This window comes from Meiothermus sp. Pnk-1 (assembly GCF_003226535.1).
Taxonomy (GTDB): domain Bacteria; phylum Deinococcota; class Deinococci; order Deinococcales; family Thermaceae; genus Allomeiothermus.
In genome coordinates this window covers 318,536-335,706 of record NZ_QKOB01000003.1, presented here as the reverse complement: position 1 = coordinate 335,706, position 17,171 = coordinate 318,536, and the positions used below count along the sequence as shown (strand labels likewise).

The following is a 17,171-nucleotide window of genomic DNA, read 5'->3' as shown; positions in this document are numbered from 1 at the left end:
TAGGGAATCTACCTTTTTTCCCCCGCGTTTAGCGTCTGGCGTTTTGCGTATTGCGTATGACGTACGACGTATGACCTAAGTCGCGTCTTGCGTTCGGCCTACGCCGTGAGGGTTGCCTCAGTCCTCAACTTCCACCCTCACTTCTTCCTCTTCCGGCAAGCGATACGCCCGCACCTCGCTTGACTCGAGGGCGAAGATTACGTAGGGAACCCGCCAGTAGGCTTTCGCTGTATCGGTGAGGCTGGGGCGGGCTGGGCCGGTGGGGTGTGAGTGGTAGATGGCCAGAAGCTCCAGACCTGCTGCCTCGAGCCCTTGGAGCGTCCGCAACAGTGTTGCCGGATCGGCCTCGTAGCCTTGGTGAGGCTTGGGATCCACATTCGGCAACGGAATAACCCGCGTGACCAAACCCAGACGGCCCGCCCAAAGCCCTACCCCCTCGCGGGGGAACTCCGCCCGAAGGTGTCGCCAGGTGGACGCCAAGAGGTCTTTGGGGATGCAGAGCATTGGGTTTAGTTTACGCCGCCCAACGCCAAGTTCCTGCCCTGATGTCCCGCGCCGTACGCCCAACGCGGTGGATCAACCCTCCCTAAGACATTCCTCGGGGGGCTTCGATCGCTTCGGCGGTGGGGAGCTTGAGCACGTCGCACAAGAAGTCCACCAACGGGTTGAGGCGCTGGCAAGCCTGGCCGACTTGGTCTAGAAAATTCGGCGAGCAGACCTCCTCCTCGCGGAACGCTACCCCGGCGATGAAGCTCTTGAGCTTGAGCTCCTCGATCAGCGGATGATGGGGATCAAAGCCCTTGGGGGCGCGCTTGAGCTTGTCTTCTTGGAACAGCGGCGGGCCTTCCTGTTTGAAGGCCATCCAGCGGGGGTCCCAGCGGGCGATCGCCTGGCGAATGCGCAAGGTGGGCTCGGGCTCGGGTAGCCAGATCCCCCCGGCGATGAAGCAGTTATCGGGCTCGAGGTGCAAGTAAAACCCCGGCGCGTGAACGTCCCGGCCTAGGATATGGCGAAACTGGGCTGCGGCGTGGGTTTTGTAGGGAGTTTTGTCGTAGCTGAAGCGGGTATCGCGATGGATGCGAAAAAGGCTCCTGGCCTCGGCGGTAAAGGCTGGGTTGATGCGCTTCAAACAGGGGGCGAAGTCCTCGATAAAGCGAAGAAAAGGCTGCCGGACGTGCTCCTCGTAGCGGGGTTTGTTGGCTTGAAACCAAGCGCGATGGTTGTTGTAGCGCAGCTCGAGGAGGAAGCGAAAAAGCTCCGGGGTGAAATAGGTAGTTGCGGAACCGCTGGCCGCCGTTCTTTTCATAGCGTAATCTTACTCCCCCTAGCTCCGCCGGATCAGGGGTAGGCTCCCAGCGAGGACCGGCACCCTTCCCGGATAGGGACTGATGCTCCCGGTGTTGTGGGCTATACTGTACCCACAAAGGAGGTCTAAGCATGATGCGCACCCTAGCCCTAGTCGGGCATAGCGGCAGCGGTAAAACTACCCTCGGTGAAGCCTTGTTGGTCTACACCGGGGGTAAGGACCGCATGGGCAAGGTCGAAGAGGGCAGCACCACCTCGGACTATACCCCGGAGGAAAAAACCCACGGGGTATCGGTGCGCACCGGTGTGCTGCCCCTGGAGTACCAGGGGCACAAAATTTATCTGCTGGACGCTCCGGGTTATGCCGATTTCGTGGGGGAGATCCGCGGTGCGCTAGAGGCCGCGGACGCCGCGGTGGTGGCGGTCTCGGCAGAATCTGGAGTGCAAATTGGCACCGAGCGGGCCTGGACGGTAGCCGAACGGCTCGGGCTAGCCCGCATGGTGGTGGTGACAAAGCTTGAGAAAGGGGGGGATTTCTTCGCCCTGCTCGAGGACTTGCGCTCCACCTTGGGGCATATCCTCCCGGCGCACCTGCCGATCTATGAAGGAGGAAAGTGGGTGGGGCTGGTGGATGTGCTGCGCGGGAGGGCTTACCGCTACACCGGCGGCAAGCCCGAGGAGATCCCGGTCCCCGAAGATCAAAAAGCGGGGATCGAGAAATACCGCAACGAAGCCCGCGAGGCCATCATCGAGACCGACGAGGGGTTATTGGAAAAATACCTAGGCGGCGAAGAGGTAGACGAGGAGGGGCTTTCCCAGGCTTTCCACGAGGCGGTGCGCAAGGGGCTGGTGTACCCGGTGGCCATCGGCTCTTCTGGAGCCATGATCGGGCTGGACTTGCTCTTGCAGCTGTTTCTGGAAGCCCTGCCTTCTCCTGGCGAGCGCTTCGGAGAGGGTCCTTGCCTGGGCAAGGTCTTCAAGGTACAGGTGGATCCCTTCATCGGCCATGTGGCGTTTGTGCGGATCTACCGGGGAACCCTAAAGCCTGGGGACACCTTGCAATCGGAGGGCGGGGCCGTCAAGCTGGGCCACCTCTACACCGCCAAAGGCAAGGACCTGGTGGAACTCCCCGAGGCCCCCGCCGGGACCATCCTGGCTATCCCTAAGGCCGAGTCTTTGCATCGGGGGATGATCCTCTGGAGCGGGAACCGCCCGGAGTCAGACGAGGTTCCCTTCGCCCGGCTCCCTGACCCCAACGTGATGATGGCCCTGTATTTGGAAAACAAGGGCGACGAAGCCAAGCTGGGAGAGGCTTTGCACAAGCTCCTGGAGGAAGACCCTAGCCTCAAGGTCGAGCGCAACCCGGAAACCGGCGAGATGCTCTTGTGGGGTCACGGCGACCTGCACCTCGAGACCGCCAGGGAACGCCTGGCCGACTACGGGGTGAAGGTCCAGCTCAAGCTGCCCAAGATCCCCTACCGCGAGACCATCCGCAAGGTGGCCGAGGGCCAAGGTAAACACAAGAAACAAACCGGAGGCCACGGGCAGTACGGCGATGTCTGGTTGCGGCTCGAGCCCGCCCCCGAGTACGCCTTCGAGTGGCGGATCACCGGCGGGGTGATCCCCACCAAATACCAAGAGGCCATCGAGGCGGGCATCCGCGAGGCCGCCAAGCAGGGGGTGCTGGCCGGGTTCCCGGTGATCGGTTTCAAGGCCATCGTCTACCACGGCTCCTATCACGACGTGGACTCCTCGGACATGGCCTTCCAAACCGCCGGGTCGTTGGCGTTCAAAAACGTCGCTCCCCAAGCCCAACCGGTGCTGTTGGAGCCGGTGTACAACCTCAAGGTGTTTGTGACCCAAGACCGGGTAGGGGATGTGATCTCAGACCTCCAAGGCCGCCGGGGCCGGGTACTGGGGATGGATCAAGACGGGGCGCTAACGGTGGTACAAGCAGAGGTTCCGTTGGCGGAACTGCTCGAGTACAGCCGGGTGTTATCCGGCATGACCCAGGGCACCGGGGCGTATAGCCTGGAGTTCTCTCACTATGCCGAGGTTCCACCCCACCTGGCCCAAAAGGTCATCGCCCAGCGGCAGCAGACGGCTTGAAGTCACCGCAACCCCCGCTCGCCCATCACCCACAGCGTGCAGGCCGCCAGGTACACTGAGGAGGTCATGAATCTACTCCGCATTGGGCTCGTTCTCGCGCTGTTGATTTCCCCGGCCCTCGGCCAAAACCTGGTGAGTTTGGTCCCTCCGGGGGCCGTTGCTGGGTTTACCCTCGGCGACCTCTCCCAACACCCCCGCCTGCGCGGGATCGCCCAGGACTGGGCCAAGAGCGGGCTCGAGGCCGAGTTGCGCCGCGCGATGCGCGAAGAAGCCGTCGACCCCGAATTGCTGGGGCTCTTGAGCCGCGGTGCTGCGGCAGCTTTTTATCCCAGTGGAGACTTTTTCGTCATCGCCAAGCCCACCCCTCAAGCTCTACAAAGCCTGCGCAAGGGATTGCGCAAGCCCCAAAACCGCGGTGGGTGGCAGGTAGATACCCAAGATGGGATGGTGACCGGCTTGAGCAGAGACCTGGCCCTCGTGGCCTCGTCCGCTGCCTTTGAGCGCTTTATCCGCAACCAGCGCGGGCTCAAGGCCCCGGTAGGCGGGGATCTCGCGTTTTGGGCGGAGCTGCCCAAGGGCTTCGCCAACCAGCTCGAGCTCCCCCCCCGCATAGGTCTCACCCTCTCGGCGGTGAAGCGATTCACCTTCTCGCTGAAGCTAACCCCCCAAGGCATAAGCCAGGAAACCCGCTTGGAGTTCGTCCCCGGGGTAGATCCCCAGCTCACCGCCATCGCCTTACCCAAGGATCAGCCCTGGGAGCTGGGCGACTTCCCCCAAGGCGTTGCCGCTAGCACCGGCGTGGTGGACATCCCGGCCTTGGGCCGCTATTTGAACGCGCTATCCCGCGACCTGAACTCGAGCCTCAACCTCGACCTTTCCGCCTTTGGCAAGCGGGTAGCCCAGGTGACCTTCAACGCCCCTACCGGCCAACAAGGCGTTCGCAGCGATGCTCTGGCCCAGTTGGGGGATATGCTGCTGTTTGTAGAGGTGCTGGACCCTCCCACGGCCGAGGCGAACTTGCTGGGCTTACTACAAAACTTCGCCGCCTTCGCCACCCCCGAGGGCAAGGGCGGGTTTAAGGTGGTGGGCAAGGAGGGCGATTTCAAAGCGGTAGAGGTCGGTCTGCTGGGGCGCTTGTACTACCGCTTCGATGCCGACCGGTTGATCCTGGCCACCAGCAAGGCTGCCCTCGAGGGCTTGAGCAACCCCGCCTGGAAGGAAAACCCTCGCTTCCAGCAGTCCCGTCAGGCCATCCCTGCGCGCGCGGTCAGCTACGGTTTTAGCGATGCCGCTGCCCAGATCCCCAGCATCGAGAGCCTGCTGCAGAGCACCCTTCTGCCCGCCGGGAGCGCCAACCAGGCCCGCCGCACCCGCGAACTGAGCAGGCGGATGGGAGACTTCATGGTAAGCGTGCTCAAGCGCTTCGGCGATGGAATCAACTACGCCACCGTAGAGGGCAACACCCTCATCAGCCGCTCGTTGTCCAACGTCAGATGGTGAACCCCACCAGGTAGATGGCTTTCTTGTCCCCCCTCGTTTTGTTGGCCCTGCCGGTGGTACTGGGGTTGGTGTACTGGCTCTACCGCCGCCGCCGCCCACCCGAGCGCAAGGTAGCGGGGCTGTGGCTATGGCAGAAAGCCAGGCGTCAGGGCCGATCCCGCCGTCAGCTGGACCTGCGCCTATGGCTTTTGCTGTTTGCTGCGAGTTGTATGGTGCTGGCCCTGGCGCGCCCTCAACTTCGGCTCGAGCGGCCCGGACCGCTGGTGATCGTGCTCGATGCCTCCGCCTCGATGGCCGCCACCGACCTCGCCCCAAGCCGCTTGGAAAGTGCCAAGCGGCAACTGCGCACGCGGCTGGCCTCGAGCCCGCGGGCCCTCCTGATCCGGGCTGGGGAACGCCCTCAAGCCTTCGGCCCAGCCCCGGGGCGCACCCTCTTGGATGCGCTGGCGAAGATTGCCCCTGGCGACCCAGAGGCCGATCTTCCGGCGGCGATCGCCCTGGGCCGCCGACTTTTGCCCGGGGCGCCGGTCCTGGTGGCCTCGGATAGCCCCGACCCGGGGGCGGAAGGCTACCTGAACGTAGGGGGAAACGGTCAGAACGTCGGTATCACCGCCATCGGGCCGGGCTTTGTGGCCTTCGCCAACAGCGGGCCAGGGCCGTGGGAGGGCCAGGTGGTGGTGAACGGACGGCCATACGCGCTCAAGATTCCCGCCGGGGGGTACGCTACGCTCGAGCCGCCTTCCCTCAGCGTCCAGGCTCAAGTTTCCGCCAACGACGCCCTTACCCTCGACAACCAGGCCTCCTTCAACCGCCGGGCGGTACGGGTGGCCCTCTCGGAAGCGGCCCCGGCCCTCGAGCGCCTGCTGGCCCTGCTCGGTACGGTGAGGGCACCGGCCAATCCCGAGCTTCGCTTCGAAATCGGCACCCCTAAGGAGACGCCCCCTACCTTCACCGTGTACTTCGCCCGCCAGGCCCAGGCGGAGGCTACCGTGCTGGACCTCGAGCGCACCCTGCCTTACCTGAGGGGGGTGGAGTTGGTGGGCTTTCGGCTTCCGGTTCCCCCCCAGGCTCCGCAGGGCTGGCGGCCTTTGCTCATCGGGGAAAACGGGGAAATCCTGGGCTGGTACAACCCGAACGGAGTTTACCTACCCCCCATTGCCGCCCTGCGCGACCTACCGGCCTTCCCGGTGCTGCTATACAACCTGATCGCTCCACGCGGCGAAGCCCGCCAAGGCCTGCTGCGCTCACAGGAGACCTTGCTCCCCCGCCCCGCTCCAAGCCGTTCCCTCCCGCCGAGTTTTGTGCTCGAGCTGAGCCCCTGGTTGGCCCTACTGGCGGCCCTTCTTCTGGCCGCCGAATACTTGTGGTTCCAGCGTGGTTCGAGGGCGACGTCTGCCCGTTTGCCAACGGTTAGCGTTTAGCATGGGGTTATGGTTTTCCGCGACTTTACCGAAGCTGACTTCGCCGGGCTCGAGGCCTACGAAAGGGCTACACTAGGCGAGCAACCCCCCCATATGTACCGCTGTACCCCCGCCGCCTTGCGGTTTTTTAGCCGAAGCGGACATTCGTTTGTGGCGCTGGAGCAGGGGCGAATCGTGGGATTTGCTCTGGGGCAAGCCCTGTGGCAAGGAGACCAGGTGACGGTGCTTCTGACCCGCATCCTGGCCGATGCCCAGGAGGTCTACCAGGGTCTTCTGGGGGCGGTGATCAAGTCGGCCTACGACGCCGGGGTCTACGAGGTGGCGCTGCACCTAGACCCCGCACACGGCGAGCTAAAGTCGGCCCTCGAGGCTCACTCCTTCGTGTTGGGGCCGAAGGTCCTGGCGGTACGGGTACTGGGGAGCCGAGGGCAGCGTCAAGAGGTGCGGGGTGTCTTAGAATAGGCGCTGTTGGTAAAGCTTTGGGCGCGAGGTGGTATCGGGATGAACCGGGTGCTGATCGGTGTTCGCGGGGTAGAGCAGAAAGAACAAATGGAAAGGATCGTCCTTGCCCTGAGCAAGCTCGAGGGCGTAGGCAAAGCCGTCGCCACCAGCCTTGGCCAAATCGAGGTGGAATACGACGCCCACCGGCTCACCGTGATGGACCTGATCCGCACCGTGCGCGAGCAGGGGTTCTTGGCCGGGATGCTATAATCGCCCTCCACCGCTCTGGGCGCAGGAGACGCTTTATCCAGCTTCGGACTCTGCCAGGAGAATACGCTTTGCTGCACGCCCCTATCCGAGGCGTTCACCAAGGGACGCCCAGCCGGGCGTCCCTTGGCTATGGATATTAGGCTCCGGCCCCGGGCTGCGGGCGATCGGCAGGCGGAGTGGGGGTGGGGGCGGGTACCGGTTCGGCGGCCAACATGATCTTGAGCACCTCGCTCACGTCCTCTACCAAGGTGACCTCGAGCCCCTTCAGCACTTCCTCAGGGATTTCCTGGAGATAGGGCTGGTTATCTTTGGGCAAGATGATGTTGTAAATCCCCGCCTGGTGAGCCGCCAAGAGTTTTTCCTTGACCCCCCCGATGGGGAGCACCTTACCCCGGATGGTGATCTCCCCGGTCATGGCGATGTCCATGCGGGCCGGGCGGCGAGTGATGGCGCTGGCAATGGCCGTGGCTATGGTGATGCCCGCGCTGGGACCGTCTTTGGGCGTGGCCCCCTCCGGCACGTGGACGTGCAGGTCATACTTGGTATGGAAGTCCTCGGGGAGTCCCCACTCCTGGGCGTGGGCCCGCAGGTAGGTGAGGGCGGCCTGGGCCGATTCCTTCATCACATCCCCCAGGCTGCCGGTGAGGTTCACCTTGCCGCTCCCGGGGACGACGGCGGCCTCGATGGTCAAGAGCGAGCCGCCTACAGGGGTCCAGGCCAAGCCCTGGGCGGTTCCGATTTGGGCCACCTTCTCGGCGCGGTCGGGGCGGAACTTGGGCACGCCCAGGTAGCTGGGAACCTCCGGAGCGTCTACCGTCTTGAGGCCCTCCCATTTGTTTTCCAGGTAGTTCTTCGTGGCCTTGCGGGCGATTTTGCCGAGTTCACGCTCGAGGTTGCGCACCCCGGCCTCGCGGGTGTACTCATCCACTACCCGGTTGATGGCCGCATCGGTGACTTCTAGCTTGCCCTCCATCCCGGCTTCCCTGACCTGCTTGGGCCACAGGTAGCCGCGGGCGATCCTCGCCTTTTCGAGGTTGGTGTAGCCGGGGATCTCGATGACTTCCATGCGGTCCAGAAGGGGCCGGGGGATGCTCTGGAGCGTATTGGCGGTGGTGATGAAGAAAACCCGGGAGAGGTCGTAGGGCACATCCAGGTAGTGGTCGGTGAAGGTGTTGTTTTGCTCGGGGTCCAGCACTTCGAGCATGGCGCTGGCGGGGTCGCCGCGCCAGTCGGCGCTCATCTTGTCGATCTCGTCGAGGAGGATCACCGGGTTGATTACCCCGACTTGCTTCATGGCCTGGATGATCTTGCCGGGTAGCGCGCCGATGTAGGTCCGACGGTGGCCGCGAATCTCGGCCTCGTCGCGCACACCGCCCAGGGAGATGCGGTGGAACTTGCGGTTCATGCTCCGGGCGATGCTGCGCCCCAGCGAGGTCTTACCCACCCCGGGCGGCCCAACCAAGACCAGGGTGGGGGCTTTGTTGCGCACGTCGAGCCCCTGGGTCATCTGGCGCACCGCCAAGTACTCCAGGATGCGCTCCTTGACGTCCCTGAGCCCATAGTGGTCCTCGTCGAGGATAGCCCGGGTATGACCGATATCCAGCACCTCGTCGTCGGCTTTGTTCCAGGGAACTTCGACCAGCCAGTCTAAGTAGGTGCGGGCCACGGTGGCCTCAGGGCTGCCCTGCTGCATCCGCTCGAGCCGGTCCAGCTCCTTGAGGGCTTTGCTTTTAACCGCTTCGGGCATTCCCGCCTGCTCGATCTTCTCCCGCAGATTCTCGAGATCGCTCAGCCCATCCTCGCCACCCAGCTCCTTCTGGATGGCCTTCATCTGCTCGCGCAGATAGTACTCGCGCTGGTTCTGGTCCATCTGCTCCTTGACCCGGGCAGCTACACGCTTGTCCATGTCGAAGCGCTCGAGGTCGCGCAGGAGCATCGAGAGCACTTTCTTTAGGCGCTCCTCGAGGTCAAGGATCTCGAGGACGTCCTGCTTTTCTGCCACCGTCCAGGTGGCGTAGTAAGTGATGGTATCGGCCAGCACCGCCGGATCCGAGGTGGCTTTGAGGGCGTCGATCTGATAGCGGTCCAGCCGGAGCGATTTATGCCCTGAGACGTAGCGTTCGAAGGCGTCCTTGAGTTCATCCACCAGTACCCGAGCGGTAGAGGTGTTTTCTATGGGGGCCTCGATATGGACCTCGCCCCGGGCTCGCAGGTATGGCCCAGCCACGTAGTCCAGCAATTCAACCCGGTTTTTGGCCTCAACCATCACCTGCAAGGTTCCATCGGGCAGGCGCATAGCCTGTTTGACTACCGCCATTACCCCCCAGGTAAAGAGGTCATCGGCGGTGGGATCATCCACTTCAGGGTCACGCTGGGCCACCAAAAACAGTAGCCGGTCGGCACCCGTAGCCTCCTCGACCGCGCGTTTGGACTTGGCGCGACCCACATCTACCGCAGTGGTGATGTGAGGTAGGATGACGGTGTTTCGCAACGGTATGACCGGCAGTTCTAAACGCATTCTTCTCCTCCGTTGTCCGCCGAGGCTTCCGGCCCGAAGGTGGGTGCGGAATCGTCGGGCGCGGCGGCTCGCCGACGATGTAAGCGAATTGTACTGCCCGGATATATAGATATAGGGTTACACATCACACTTCAAATCAGTTGAGCACACTTCACTCAACATTGGCCCATCTCATCTTTGGCGCCCTCGATGCCTCGAGCGGAGCTTGTTCATATCCGTATTGTAGGACTTTTGGCGCGGAAACAAGGGGCTTTTGCCCGCTAGGTAGCGGCAACCCCATTGGCCGGCTTTTCAGATGCGCCACCGCGCCTTGCGACCGGCGAGCGTCAAGTTACCGGCGTAACAGTATGATCTTGCAACGCTTTCCCTGTCCGCCAGAAGCGTATCATATGAGCTCCTTGTGTGTATTAAAGAATATTTTGCATCAGCAACCCCGCCTCGGGGTATTGAATTAATTACCGTAAATTTGCATAATATATCAACGCTGGGCTGCCAGCGCAGGCTCGAGGTCATCCTGGGCCACCCCTAAGCCCCAGACCAAACCAGCCACAAGGGTTAAGTCGGCTCCCGTGAGGGCTCGAACCTTCGCATTCGAGGCCGTTGTCCCTTGAAAAGGTTTGCTTTTGGGAGTATGGATAAGTGGAAAGCGTTTTTGGACACTGTGTCCGTTGATACGGGCTCGAGGGGGGAACTACGCTATAGGGCGTAGTCGCACAGTCTGCTCTTAAGGAGGCCCACCGTGGACCATCGTTCGATCATTCGGCCCGAGGAGGTGTTGGCGGAGTACTACCCGCCGCTCACCGACCACGAGGCAGCCGTGGAAGCCAACCGCTGCCTCTACTGCTACGACGCGCCCTGTACCCACGCCTGCCCCACCCACATCGACATCCCCAAGTTCATCAAGAAGATTGCCAGCGGGAACGTGGTGGGCGCGGCCCGCACCATCCTCGAGGCCAACCTGATGGGGGCCACCTGCGCCCGGGTCTGCCCGGTGCAGGAGCTGTGTGAGGGCGCCTGTGTGCTGAATGCCGAGGAGCGGCCCATCATGATCGGGCGCTTGCAGCGCTACGCCACCGACTACGTCTACGAACGGGGCATCGACGTGTTCAAGCCCGGCCCCCCTACCGGCAAGAAGGTGGCGGTGATCGGGGCGGGGCCCGCCGGGCTGACCTGTGCAGGCGAGCTGGCCAAGCTGGGCCACAGCGTCACGGTATTTGAAAAACGCGAACTGCCTGGGGGTCTTAGCACCTACGGCATCATCCGGCTGCGCGAGCCGGTGGAGGTCGCGCTGGCCGAGGTGGAGATGGTCAGGCGGTTGGGGGTGGAGGTAAGGACCGGGATGGAGCTGGGGAAGAACCTCTCCTTCGAGGAGCTTCGCCGGGAGTACGACGCCGTCTTCCTGGGCGTGGGCCTGGGGGCGGTCCCCGCTATGGGCATCCCCGGGGAGGAGCACATCCTCGATGGCCTCAGCTACATCGAGCAAAGCAAGCTGGACCCCCAGGGCCTCGAGATAGGCCGGGAGGTGGTGGTCATCGGCGCGGGCAACACCGCCATCGACTGTGCCACCATCGCCAAGCGGCTGGGCGCCCTTCGCGTGACCATGGTCTACCGCCGCACCGACGCCGAGATGACCGCTTACCCCCACGAGTACGAGTTCGCCAAGAAGGAGGGCATCGAGTTCCGCTTCCTCACCCAGCCGGTGCGGGTGATGGTGGAGGGTGGGAAGGTGAGGGGGCTCGAGTGCGTGCGGATGGAACTGGGCGCGCCCGACGCCTCGGGTCGTCCTGCACCGGTGCCCGTACCCGGTTCGGAGTTCGTGCTGCCCTGCGACCAGGTGGTCAAGGCCATCGGGCAGGAGAAGCCCACCCTGGCCCAGATGCTGGGGCTGGCGACCGAGCGGGGCTACATCAAGGTGAATGACGACCTCGAGACCAGCCTCCCCGGCGTGTACGCGGGCGGTGACTGCGTGCGGGCGAAGGGCTCGGCCTCGACGGTGATGGCCGTGGAGGACGGTAAGCTGGCGGCCTTCGCCATCCACCGCAAGCTGCTGCCGCTCCGCGCGGCGGCGGACGACTAGCGACAGGCACGAGGCGTACGACGTAGGACCTAAGACGCGACCGAAAGGAGCACCTATGGCTGACCTTCGCATCCATTTCGCGGGCATCAAGTCCCCCAATCCCTTCTGGCTGGCCTCGGCCCCGCCGACCAACTCGGGGGCCCAGATCCACAAGGCCTTCGAGGCGGGCTGGGGCGGGGCGGTGTGGAAGACCATCGGGGCTCCCGTGCTCAACGTGTCCAACCGCTATGGAGCCTGGCACTACGGCTCCCAGAAGATGCTGGCCATCAACAACGTCGAGCTGATCTCCGACCGTCCTTTAGAGGTCAACCTGCGGGAGATCCGCGACGTCAAGCGCCACTGGCCCGACCGCGCGGTGATCGTCTCGGCCATGGTCGAATCCACGCCCGAGGCCTGGCGCGAGATCGTGATGCGGATCGAGGACACCGGCGCCGACGGCATCGAGCTCAACTACGGCTGCCCCCACGGCATGAGCGAGCGCGGCATGGGCAGCGCGGTGGGCCAGGTGCCCGAGTACTGCGAGCAGATCACGAGTTGGGTGACCTCGGTGGCGAAAATCCCGGTCATCGTCAAGCTCACCCCTAACATCACCAACATCTCCTACCCGGCCAAGGCCGCCGTGGCCGGAGGGGCCCAGGCCATCAGCCTGATCAACACCATCAACTCGATCATCGGGGTGGATCTGGACACGCTCGAGATCACCCCCAATATCGGCGGCAAGGGCGGGCACGGGGGCTACGCCGGGCCGGCGGTCAAGCCCATCGCCCTGCATCTGCTCTCGCAAGTAGCCACCACGCCCGAAGTAGCCCAGAGCGGCATCCCCATCAGCGGCATGGGCGGCATCTCCACCTGGCGTGACGCGGCGGAGTTTCTACTGTTAGGGGCCAGCAGCCTGCAAGTCTGCACCGCGGTCATGCACTACGGCTACCGCATCATCGAGGATCTGTGCGACGGGCTTTCGGCCTGGATGGACGCCAAGGGCTTCAAGACGGTGGACGAGGTGGTGGGCAAGAGCCTCTGGCGCATCTCCGACTTCAAGGACTTCGACCTTTCCTTCCGCGCCGTCGCCCGCATCGATCCCGACAAGTGCATCAAGTGCAACCTCTGCTACGTGGCCTGCAACGACACCGCCCACCAGTGCATCGACCTGGTGGACTCGAGCGGGAAGGTGGTGCCGCCTTACCGCTATGACGTGCGCTCGAACGGCAAGCACGAGGCCATCTCCACCCGCCCGCAACCGGTGGTGCGCGAAGAGGACTGCGTGGGCTGTCGGCTGTGTCACAACGTCTGCCCGGTGGAGGGCTGCATCGAGATGGTCGAGCTGCCTTCGGGGCGCGCGAGCATCACCTGGGACCAGCTCACCCGCGAGCGGCCCGAGGTGGGCACCGACTGGGAGGCCATGGAGCGCTACCGCAAAGAGGTGGGGATTGAGATCCACTAGACTTGGGTCATGATCAAGCCCGTTCTCAAGCCCATGAGCGTCGCGGAATACCTCAGCAGCGAACCGTCCTCCCCCGTACGCCGAGAGTATGTGGGGGGCCAGGTGTACGCGATGGCGGGTGGGAGCAGCCGCCACAACCGCATCGCGGGGAACATCCATGCCCTGTGCTGGCAGATGGCCCAGGACCGGTCGTGCCGGGTTTACCTGGAAGGCATGAAACTTCGGGTGGGCAAGGAGGGGGGCTACGACACCGAACAGGCCTTCTACTACCCGGACGTGATGGTGGTATGCGACAAACCCCTGCCCAACGAATACTACGAAACCGAGCCCTGCATCCTGGTCGAGGTGCTTTCCCCTTCGACCCTGAGCATCGACCTGCGGGAGAAACGGCTCGAGTACACCCGCATCCCCAGCCTGCGTACCTACCTGATGGTTGACCAGGACAGCCTCTTCGTCCGGCACTGCTGGCGGGATTCCGAGGGGCGTTGGCAGGAGCGGGACCTGACCGGAGACGGCGAGATTCCCTTGCCCTGCTTAGGCGGTAGCCTCACGTTGCCGCAGATTTACCGTGGTGTTTTCGAGTAGAGCGAGGTGGATATGGGACTCCTGATCAAAAACGGCGAGATCGTCACCGCGGATTCGCGCTACAAGGCCGATATCTACGTCGAAGATGAAACCATCACCCGCATCGGGCAAAACCTCGAGGCCCCCCCTGGCACCGAGGTCATCGACGCGACGGGCAAGTACGTCTTTCCCGGCTTTATCGACCCCCACGTGCACATCTACCTGCCCTTCATGGCCACTTTTGCCAAGGACACCCACGAAACCGGCAGCATCGCCGCGCTCATCGGGGGTACGACCACCTACATCGAGATGTGCTGCCCTAACCGGGGCGACGATGCGCTCGAGGGCTACCACCTGTGGAAGAGCAAGGCCGAGGGGAACAGCGCTTGCGACTACACCTTCCACATGGCGGTGACCAAGTTCGACGACAAGACCGAAGGCGAGCTGCGCGAGATCGTCAAAGACGGGATCACCAGCTTCAAGATCTTCCTGTCGTACAAGAACTTCTTCGGCGTGGACGACGGGGAGATGTACCAGACCATGAAGCTGGCTAAGGAGCTGGGCGTCATCGTCACGGCGCACTGCGAGAACGCCGAGCTGGTAGGGCGCTTGCAGCAGAGCCTGCTGGCCGAGGGCAAGACCGGCCCCGAGTGGCACGAGCCCAGCCGCCCGGAGGCGGTGGAGGCCGAGGGGACCAGCCGCTTCGCGACCTTCCTCGAGACCACCGGCGCCACCGGCTACGTGGTGCACCTCTCCTGCAAGCCCGCCCTGGACGCGGCCATGGCCGCCAAGGCGCGCGGCGTGCCCATCTACATCGAGAGCGTGATCCCCCACTTTTTGCTCGACAAGACCTATGCCGAGCGGGGCGGGGTAGAGGCCATGAAGTTCATCATGTCGCCACCCCTGCGCGACAAGCGCAACCAGAAGGCCTTGTGGGACGCCTTGGCCCAGGGTTTCATCGATACCGTGGGCACCGACCACTGCCCCTTCGACACCGAACAGAAGCGGCTGGGCGAGGGGGACTTCACCAAGATCCCCAACGGCATCCCGGCCATCGAGGACCGGGTGAACCTGCTCTACACCTACGGGGTGAGCCGGGGCCACCTCGACCTCCACCGCTTCGTGGACGCCGCCAGCACCAAGGCCGCCAAGCTCTTCGGGCTCTTCCCGCGCAAGGGCACGATTGCCGTGGGCGCAGACGCCGACCTGGTGGTCTACGATCCCCACTACCGGGGGGTCATCTCGGCCCAGACCCAGCATGTCAACAACGATTACAACGGCTTCGAGGGCTTCGAGATCGACGGGCGGCCCAGCGTGGTGACCGTGCGGGGCAAGGTGCAGGTGCGCGACGGCCAGTTCGTGGGCGAGAAGGGGCGCGGCAAGCTGTTGCGGCGCGAGCCGATGTACTTCTGAGGTGCCTGTGACCCAATCCCAGCCCACCCCCCACCCAACCCCCAGCGCCGCCAGCCTGGTGTCGGTGAAGGAGGTCTCGATGGTGTTCCCCACCGGCACCGTGGCCTTGCAAAACGCGAGCCTCGAGGTCGCCCAGGGCGAGTTCATCTCGCTCATCGGGCCCTCCGGCTGTGGCAAGACCACCCTCCTTCGGCTTCTGGCCGACCTCATCCAGCCTACCTCCGGCAGCATCCGCATCGGCGGCAAAACCCCGGAGGAGGCGCGCAAAGCCCGAGCCTACGGCTACGTTTTCCAAGCCCCCACCCTCATGGAGTGGCGCACCGTGCTGCAGAACGTGATGCTGCCGCTGGAGGTGATGGGTGTGCCCAAGGCCGAGCACAAACCCCGCGCCGAGCGGATGCTGGCGCTGGTGGGGCTGGAGAAGTTCGCCCGCCACTACCCCTGGCAGCTCTCGGGCGGGATGCAGCAGCGGGTTTCCATCGCCCGCGCGCTGGCCTTTGACCCGCAGCTTTTGTTCATGGACGAGCCCTTCGGCGCCCTCGACGAGATCACGCGGGAGAACCTCAACCTCGAGCTTTTGCGGCTGTGGCGCGAGACCGGCAAGACCGTCATCTTCGTCACCCACTCCATCCCCGAGGCGGTCTTCCTCTCCACGCGCATCGTGGTCATGACCCCGCGCCCCGGCAAGATCGAGACCGTGATCCCGGTGGACCTGCCCCAACCGCGCAGCTTCGAGACCCGCGAGACCACCCGCTTCTTCGAGATCGCCACCCAGGTGCGCGAGGCCTTGCGCAAAGGGCACGGCTTCGAGGTGCAGGAGTAGAGACGAAACCTATGGAGCTGGTTATCAAGGACGCACGCCTCACCGGTCGTGAGGGGCGGGTGGACATCGGCCTCGAGGGTGGGCGCATCGCCGCCATCGAACCGGGGCTGCGCGGAGGCGAGGAGATCTCGGCGGAGGGCAACCTGGTGAGCCCCAGCTTCTATGAGATCCACATCCACCTCGACGCCATCCTCACCGAGGGCGACCCCCGGCCCAACCGCTCGGGCTCGCTGTGGGAGGGCATCGCCATCTGGGCGGAGCGGGTGGGGCGACTCAGCCGCGAGGACGTGCGCGCGCGGGTGCTCAAGGCCCTGCCGTGGTTCGTGGCCCACGGCGTCACCCACATCCGCACCCACGTCGACGTATGCGACCCCAGCCTCACCGCGCTCAAGGCCCTGCTCGAGATCAAGGCCGAGGTGGGGGAACTCATCGACATCCAGATCGTGGCCTTTCCGCAGCAAGGCATGTTCTCCTTCGAAGGGGGCGATGAGCTGGTCAGAAAAGCCGTCGAGCTCGGCGCCGATGTGATCGGGGGGATCCCACACTACGAGATCACCCGCGAGTACGGCGTGCAGAACGTGAAGTTCGCGCTCTCCCTGGCCCACGAGACCGGCTTGCCCGTGGACATCCACTGCGACGAGACCGACGACGACCACTCCCGCTTCCTCGAGACCATGGCCGCCGAGACGCTGCGCCTGAGGCTGTCGGGCCGGGTGGCGGCCTCGCACACCACCGCCATGCACTCCTACAACAACGCCTACGCCGACAAGATCATCGGCAACGTGCGGCGGGCCGGGCTGCACGTCATCTGTAACCCGCCCGACAACGCCGTGCTGCAGGGGAGATTCGATCACTACCCCATCCGGCGCGGCCTCACGCGGGTCAAGGAGCTGCTGGCGGCGGGGGTCAACGTGGCCGCCGGGCACGACTCGGTGATGGACCCCTGGTACCCCATGGGCAAGGGCGACCCCCTGCACACCGCCTTCGTGCTGCTGCACCTGGGGTTGATGTCCGGCCAAGAAGATCGGGCGCAGCTCTTTCCCATGCTTACCTCTCGTCCCGCCGCCATCTGGCAGGGCCGGCTGGTGCGGGGCGGGGAGGGCCTGGAGGGGCACGCCGTCGCGGTGGGTAACCCCGCCGACCTGGTGGTCTGGCCGGTGCCTACCGAGGACGACGCCATCCGCACCCTGCCCATGCGCCGCTATGTGCTCAAGCGCGGCAAGATCGTAGCTGAGACCCGGCCCGAGGTTTCCTACGTGCAGGGCGAGGCGGTCCGGTTCCTGAGGTGA

The 17,171-nt window shown here is 64.2% G+C and carries 14 protein-coding genes; 11 read left to right on the top strand and 3 right to left on the bottom strand.

The window, feature by feature from the left end:
- Window positions 1-117 precede the first annotated feature (117 nt).
- Together DNA98_RS06410 and DNA98_RS06405 are read right to left on the bottom strand one after the other, a co-directional pair.
- The gene (locus DNA98_RS06410) at window positions 118-504 is read right to left on the bottom strand and encodes a Mov34/MPN/PAD-1 family protein (protein ID WP_110527851.1); all 387 of its coding nucleotides are present in this window, start codon (window positions 502-504) and stop codon (window positions 118-120) included.
- Between the two features lie 82 nt (window positions 505-586).
- Window positions 587-1,306 (bottom strand): DUF2461 domain-containing protein, encoded by a 720-nt coding sequence (locus DNA98_RS06405; RefSeq protein ID WP_110527848.1) that lies wholly within the window; start codon window positions 1,304-1,306, stop codon window positions 587-589.
- 131 nt (window positions 1,307-1,437) lie between these two features.
- Between DNA98_RS06405 and DNA98_RS06400 the strand changes: the two genes are divergently transcribed.
- The 5 genes from DNA98_RS06400 to DNA98_RS06380 all read left to right on the top strand — a co-directional run bounded on the left by DNA98_RS06400 (window position 1,438) and on the right by DNA98_RS06380 (window position 7,046).
- Window positions 1,438-3,414, top strand: a complete 1,977-nt coding sequence (locus DNA98_RS06400) for a translation factor GTPase family protein (RefSeq protein WP_110527846.1) — start codon at window positions 1,438-1,440, stop codon at window positions 3,412-3,414.
- A gap of 66 nt (window positions 3,415-3,480) precedes the next feature.
- The gene (locus DNA98_RS06395; protein ID WP_110527843.1) at window positions 3,481-4,914 is read left to right on the top strand and encodes a hypothetical protein; all 1,434 of its coding nucleotides are present in this window, start codon (window positions 3,481-3,483) and stop codon (window positions 4,912-4,914) included.
- A gap of 14 nt (window positions 4,915-4,928) precedes the next feature.
- Window positions 4,929-6,335, top strand: coding sequence for a VWA domain-containing protein (locus tag DNA98_RS06390; RefSeq protein WP_110527839.1), 1,407 nt, complete (start codon window positions 4,929-4,931; stop codon window positions 6,333-6,335).
- Window positions 6,336-6,344: 9 nt separating this feature from the next.
- Window positions 6,345-6,797, top strand: coding sequence for a DUF1999 domain-containing protein (locus DNA98_RS06385; RefSeq protein ID WP_110527836.1), 453 nt, complete (start codon window positions 6,345-6,347; stop codon window positions 6,795-6,797).
- 39 nt (window positions 6,798-6,836) lie between these two features.
- On the top strand, window positions 6,837-7,046 hold the full coding sequence (locus DNA98_RS06380) for a heavy-metal-associated domain-containing protein (protein ID WP_110527833.1): 210 nt from the start codon (window positions 6,837-6,839) through the stop codon (window positions 7,044-7,046).
- A 136-nt stretch (window positions 7,047-7,182) separates the two neighbouring features.
- Here DNA98_RS06380 and lon read toward each other — a convergent pair whose 3' ends face one another.
- Window positions 7,183-9,564, bottom strand: coding sequence for an endopeptidase La (lon, locus tag DNA98_RS06375; RefSeq protein WP_110527830.1), 2,382 nt, complete (start codon window positions 9,562-9,564; stop codon window positions 7,183-7,185).
- A 739-nt stretch (window positions 9,565-10,303) separates the two neighbouring features.
- Between lon and DNA98_RS06370 the strand changes: the two genes are divergently transcribed.
- Genes DNA98_RS06370 through DNA98_RS06345 form a run of 6 tightly spaced genes read left to right on the top strand, consistent with a single transcriptional unit; the run spans window position 10,304 to window position 17,171 of the window.
- Entirely contained in the window at window positions 10,304-11,641 is a 1,338-nt protein-coding gene (locus DNA98_RS06370) for an NAD(P)-dependent oxidoreductase (RefSeq protein ID WP_174720017.1), read from the top strand.
- 55 nt (window positions 11,642-11,696) lie between these two features.
- The gene (preA, locus tag DNA98_RS06365) at window positions 11,697-13,082 is read left to right on the top strand and encodes an NAD-dependent dihydropyrimidine dehydrogenase subunit PreA (RefSeq protein ID WP_110527827.1); all 1,386 of its coding nucleotides are present in this window, start codon (window positions 11,697-11,699) and stop codon (window positions 13,080-13,082) included.
- A 9-nt stretch (window positions 13,083-13,091) separates the two neighbouring features.
- Window positions 13,092-13,667: a Uma2 family endonuclease gene (locus DNA98_RS06360; protein ID WP_110527825.1), complete on the top strand. Its 576-nt coding sequence runs from the start codon at window positions 13,092-13,094 to the stop codon at window positions 13,665-13,667.
- Between the two features lie 12 nt (window positions 13,668-13,679).
- The gene (hydA, locus tag DNA98_RS06355; RefSeq protein WP_110527822.1) at window positions 13,680-15,059 is read left to right on the top strand and encodes a dihydropyrimidinase; all 1,380 of its coding nucleotides are present in this window, start codon (window positions 13,680-13,682) and stop codon (window positions 15,057-15,059) included.
- 7 nt (window positions 15,060-15,066) lie between these two features.
- Window positions 15,067-15,882: an ABC transporter ATP-binding protein gene (locus DNA98_RS06350; RefSeq protein ID WP_233493110.1), complete on the top strand. Its 816-nt coding sequence runs from the start codon at window positions 15,067-15,069 to the stop codon at window positions 15,880-15,882.
- 11 nt (window positions 15,883-15,893) lie between these two features.
- The gene (locus DNA98_RS06345) at window positions 15,894-17,171 is read left to right on the top strand and encodes a cytosine deaminase (protein WP_110527816.1); all 1,278 of its coding nucleotides are present in this window, start codon (window positions 15,894-15,896) and stop codon (window positions 17,169-17,171) included.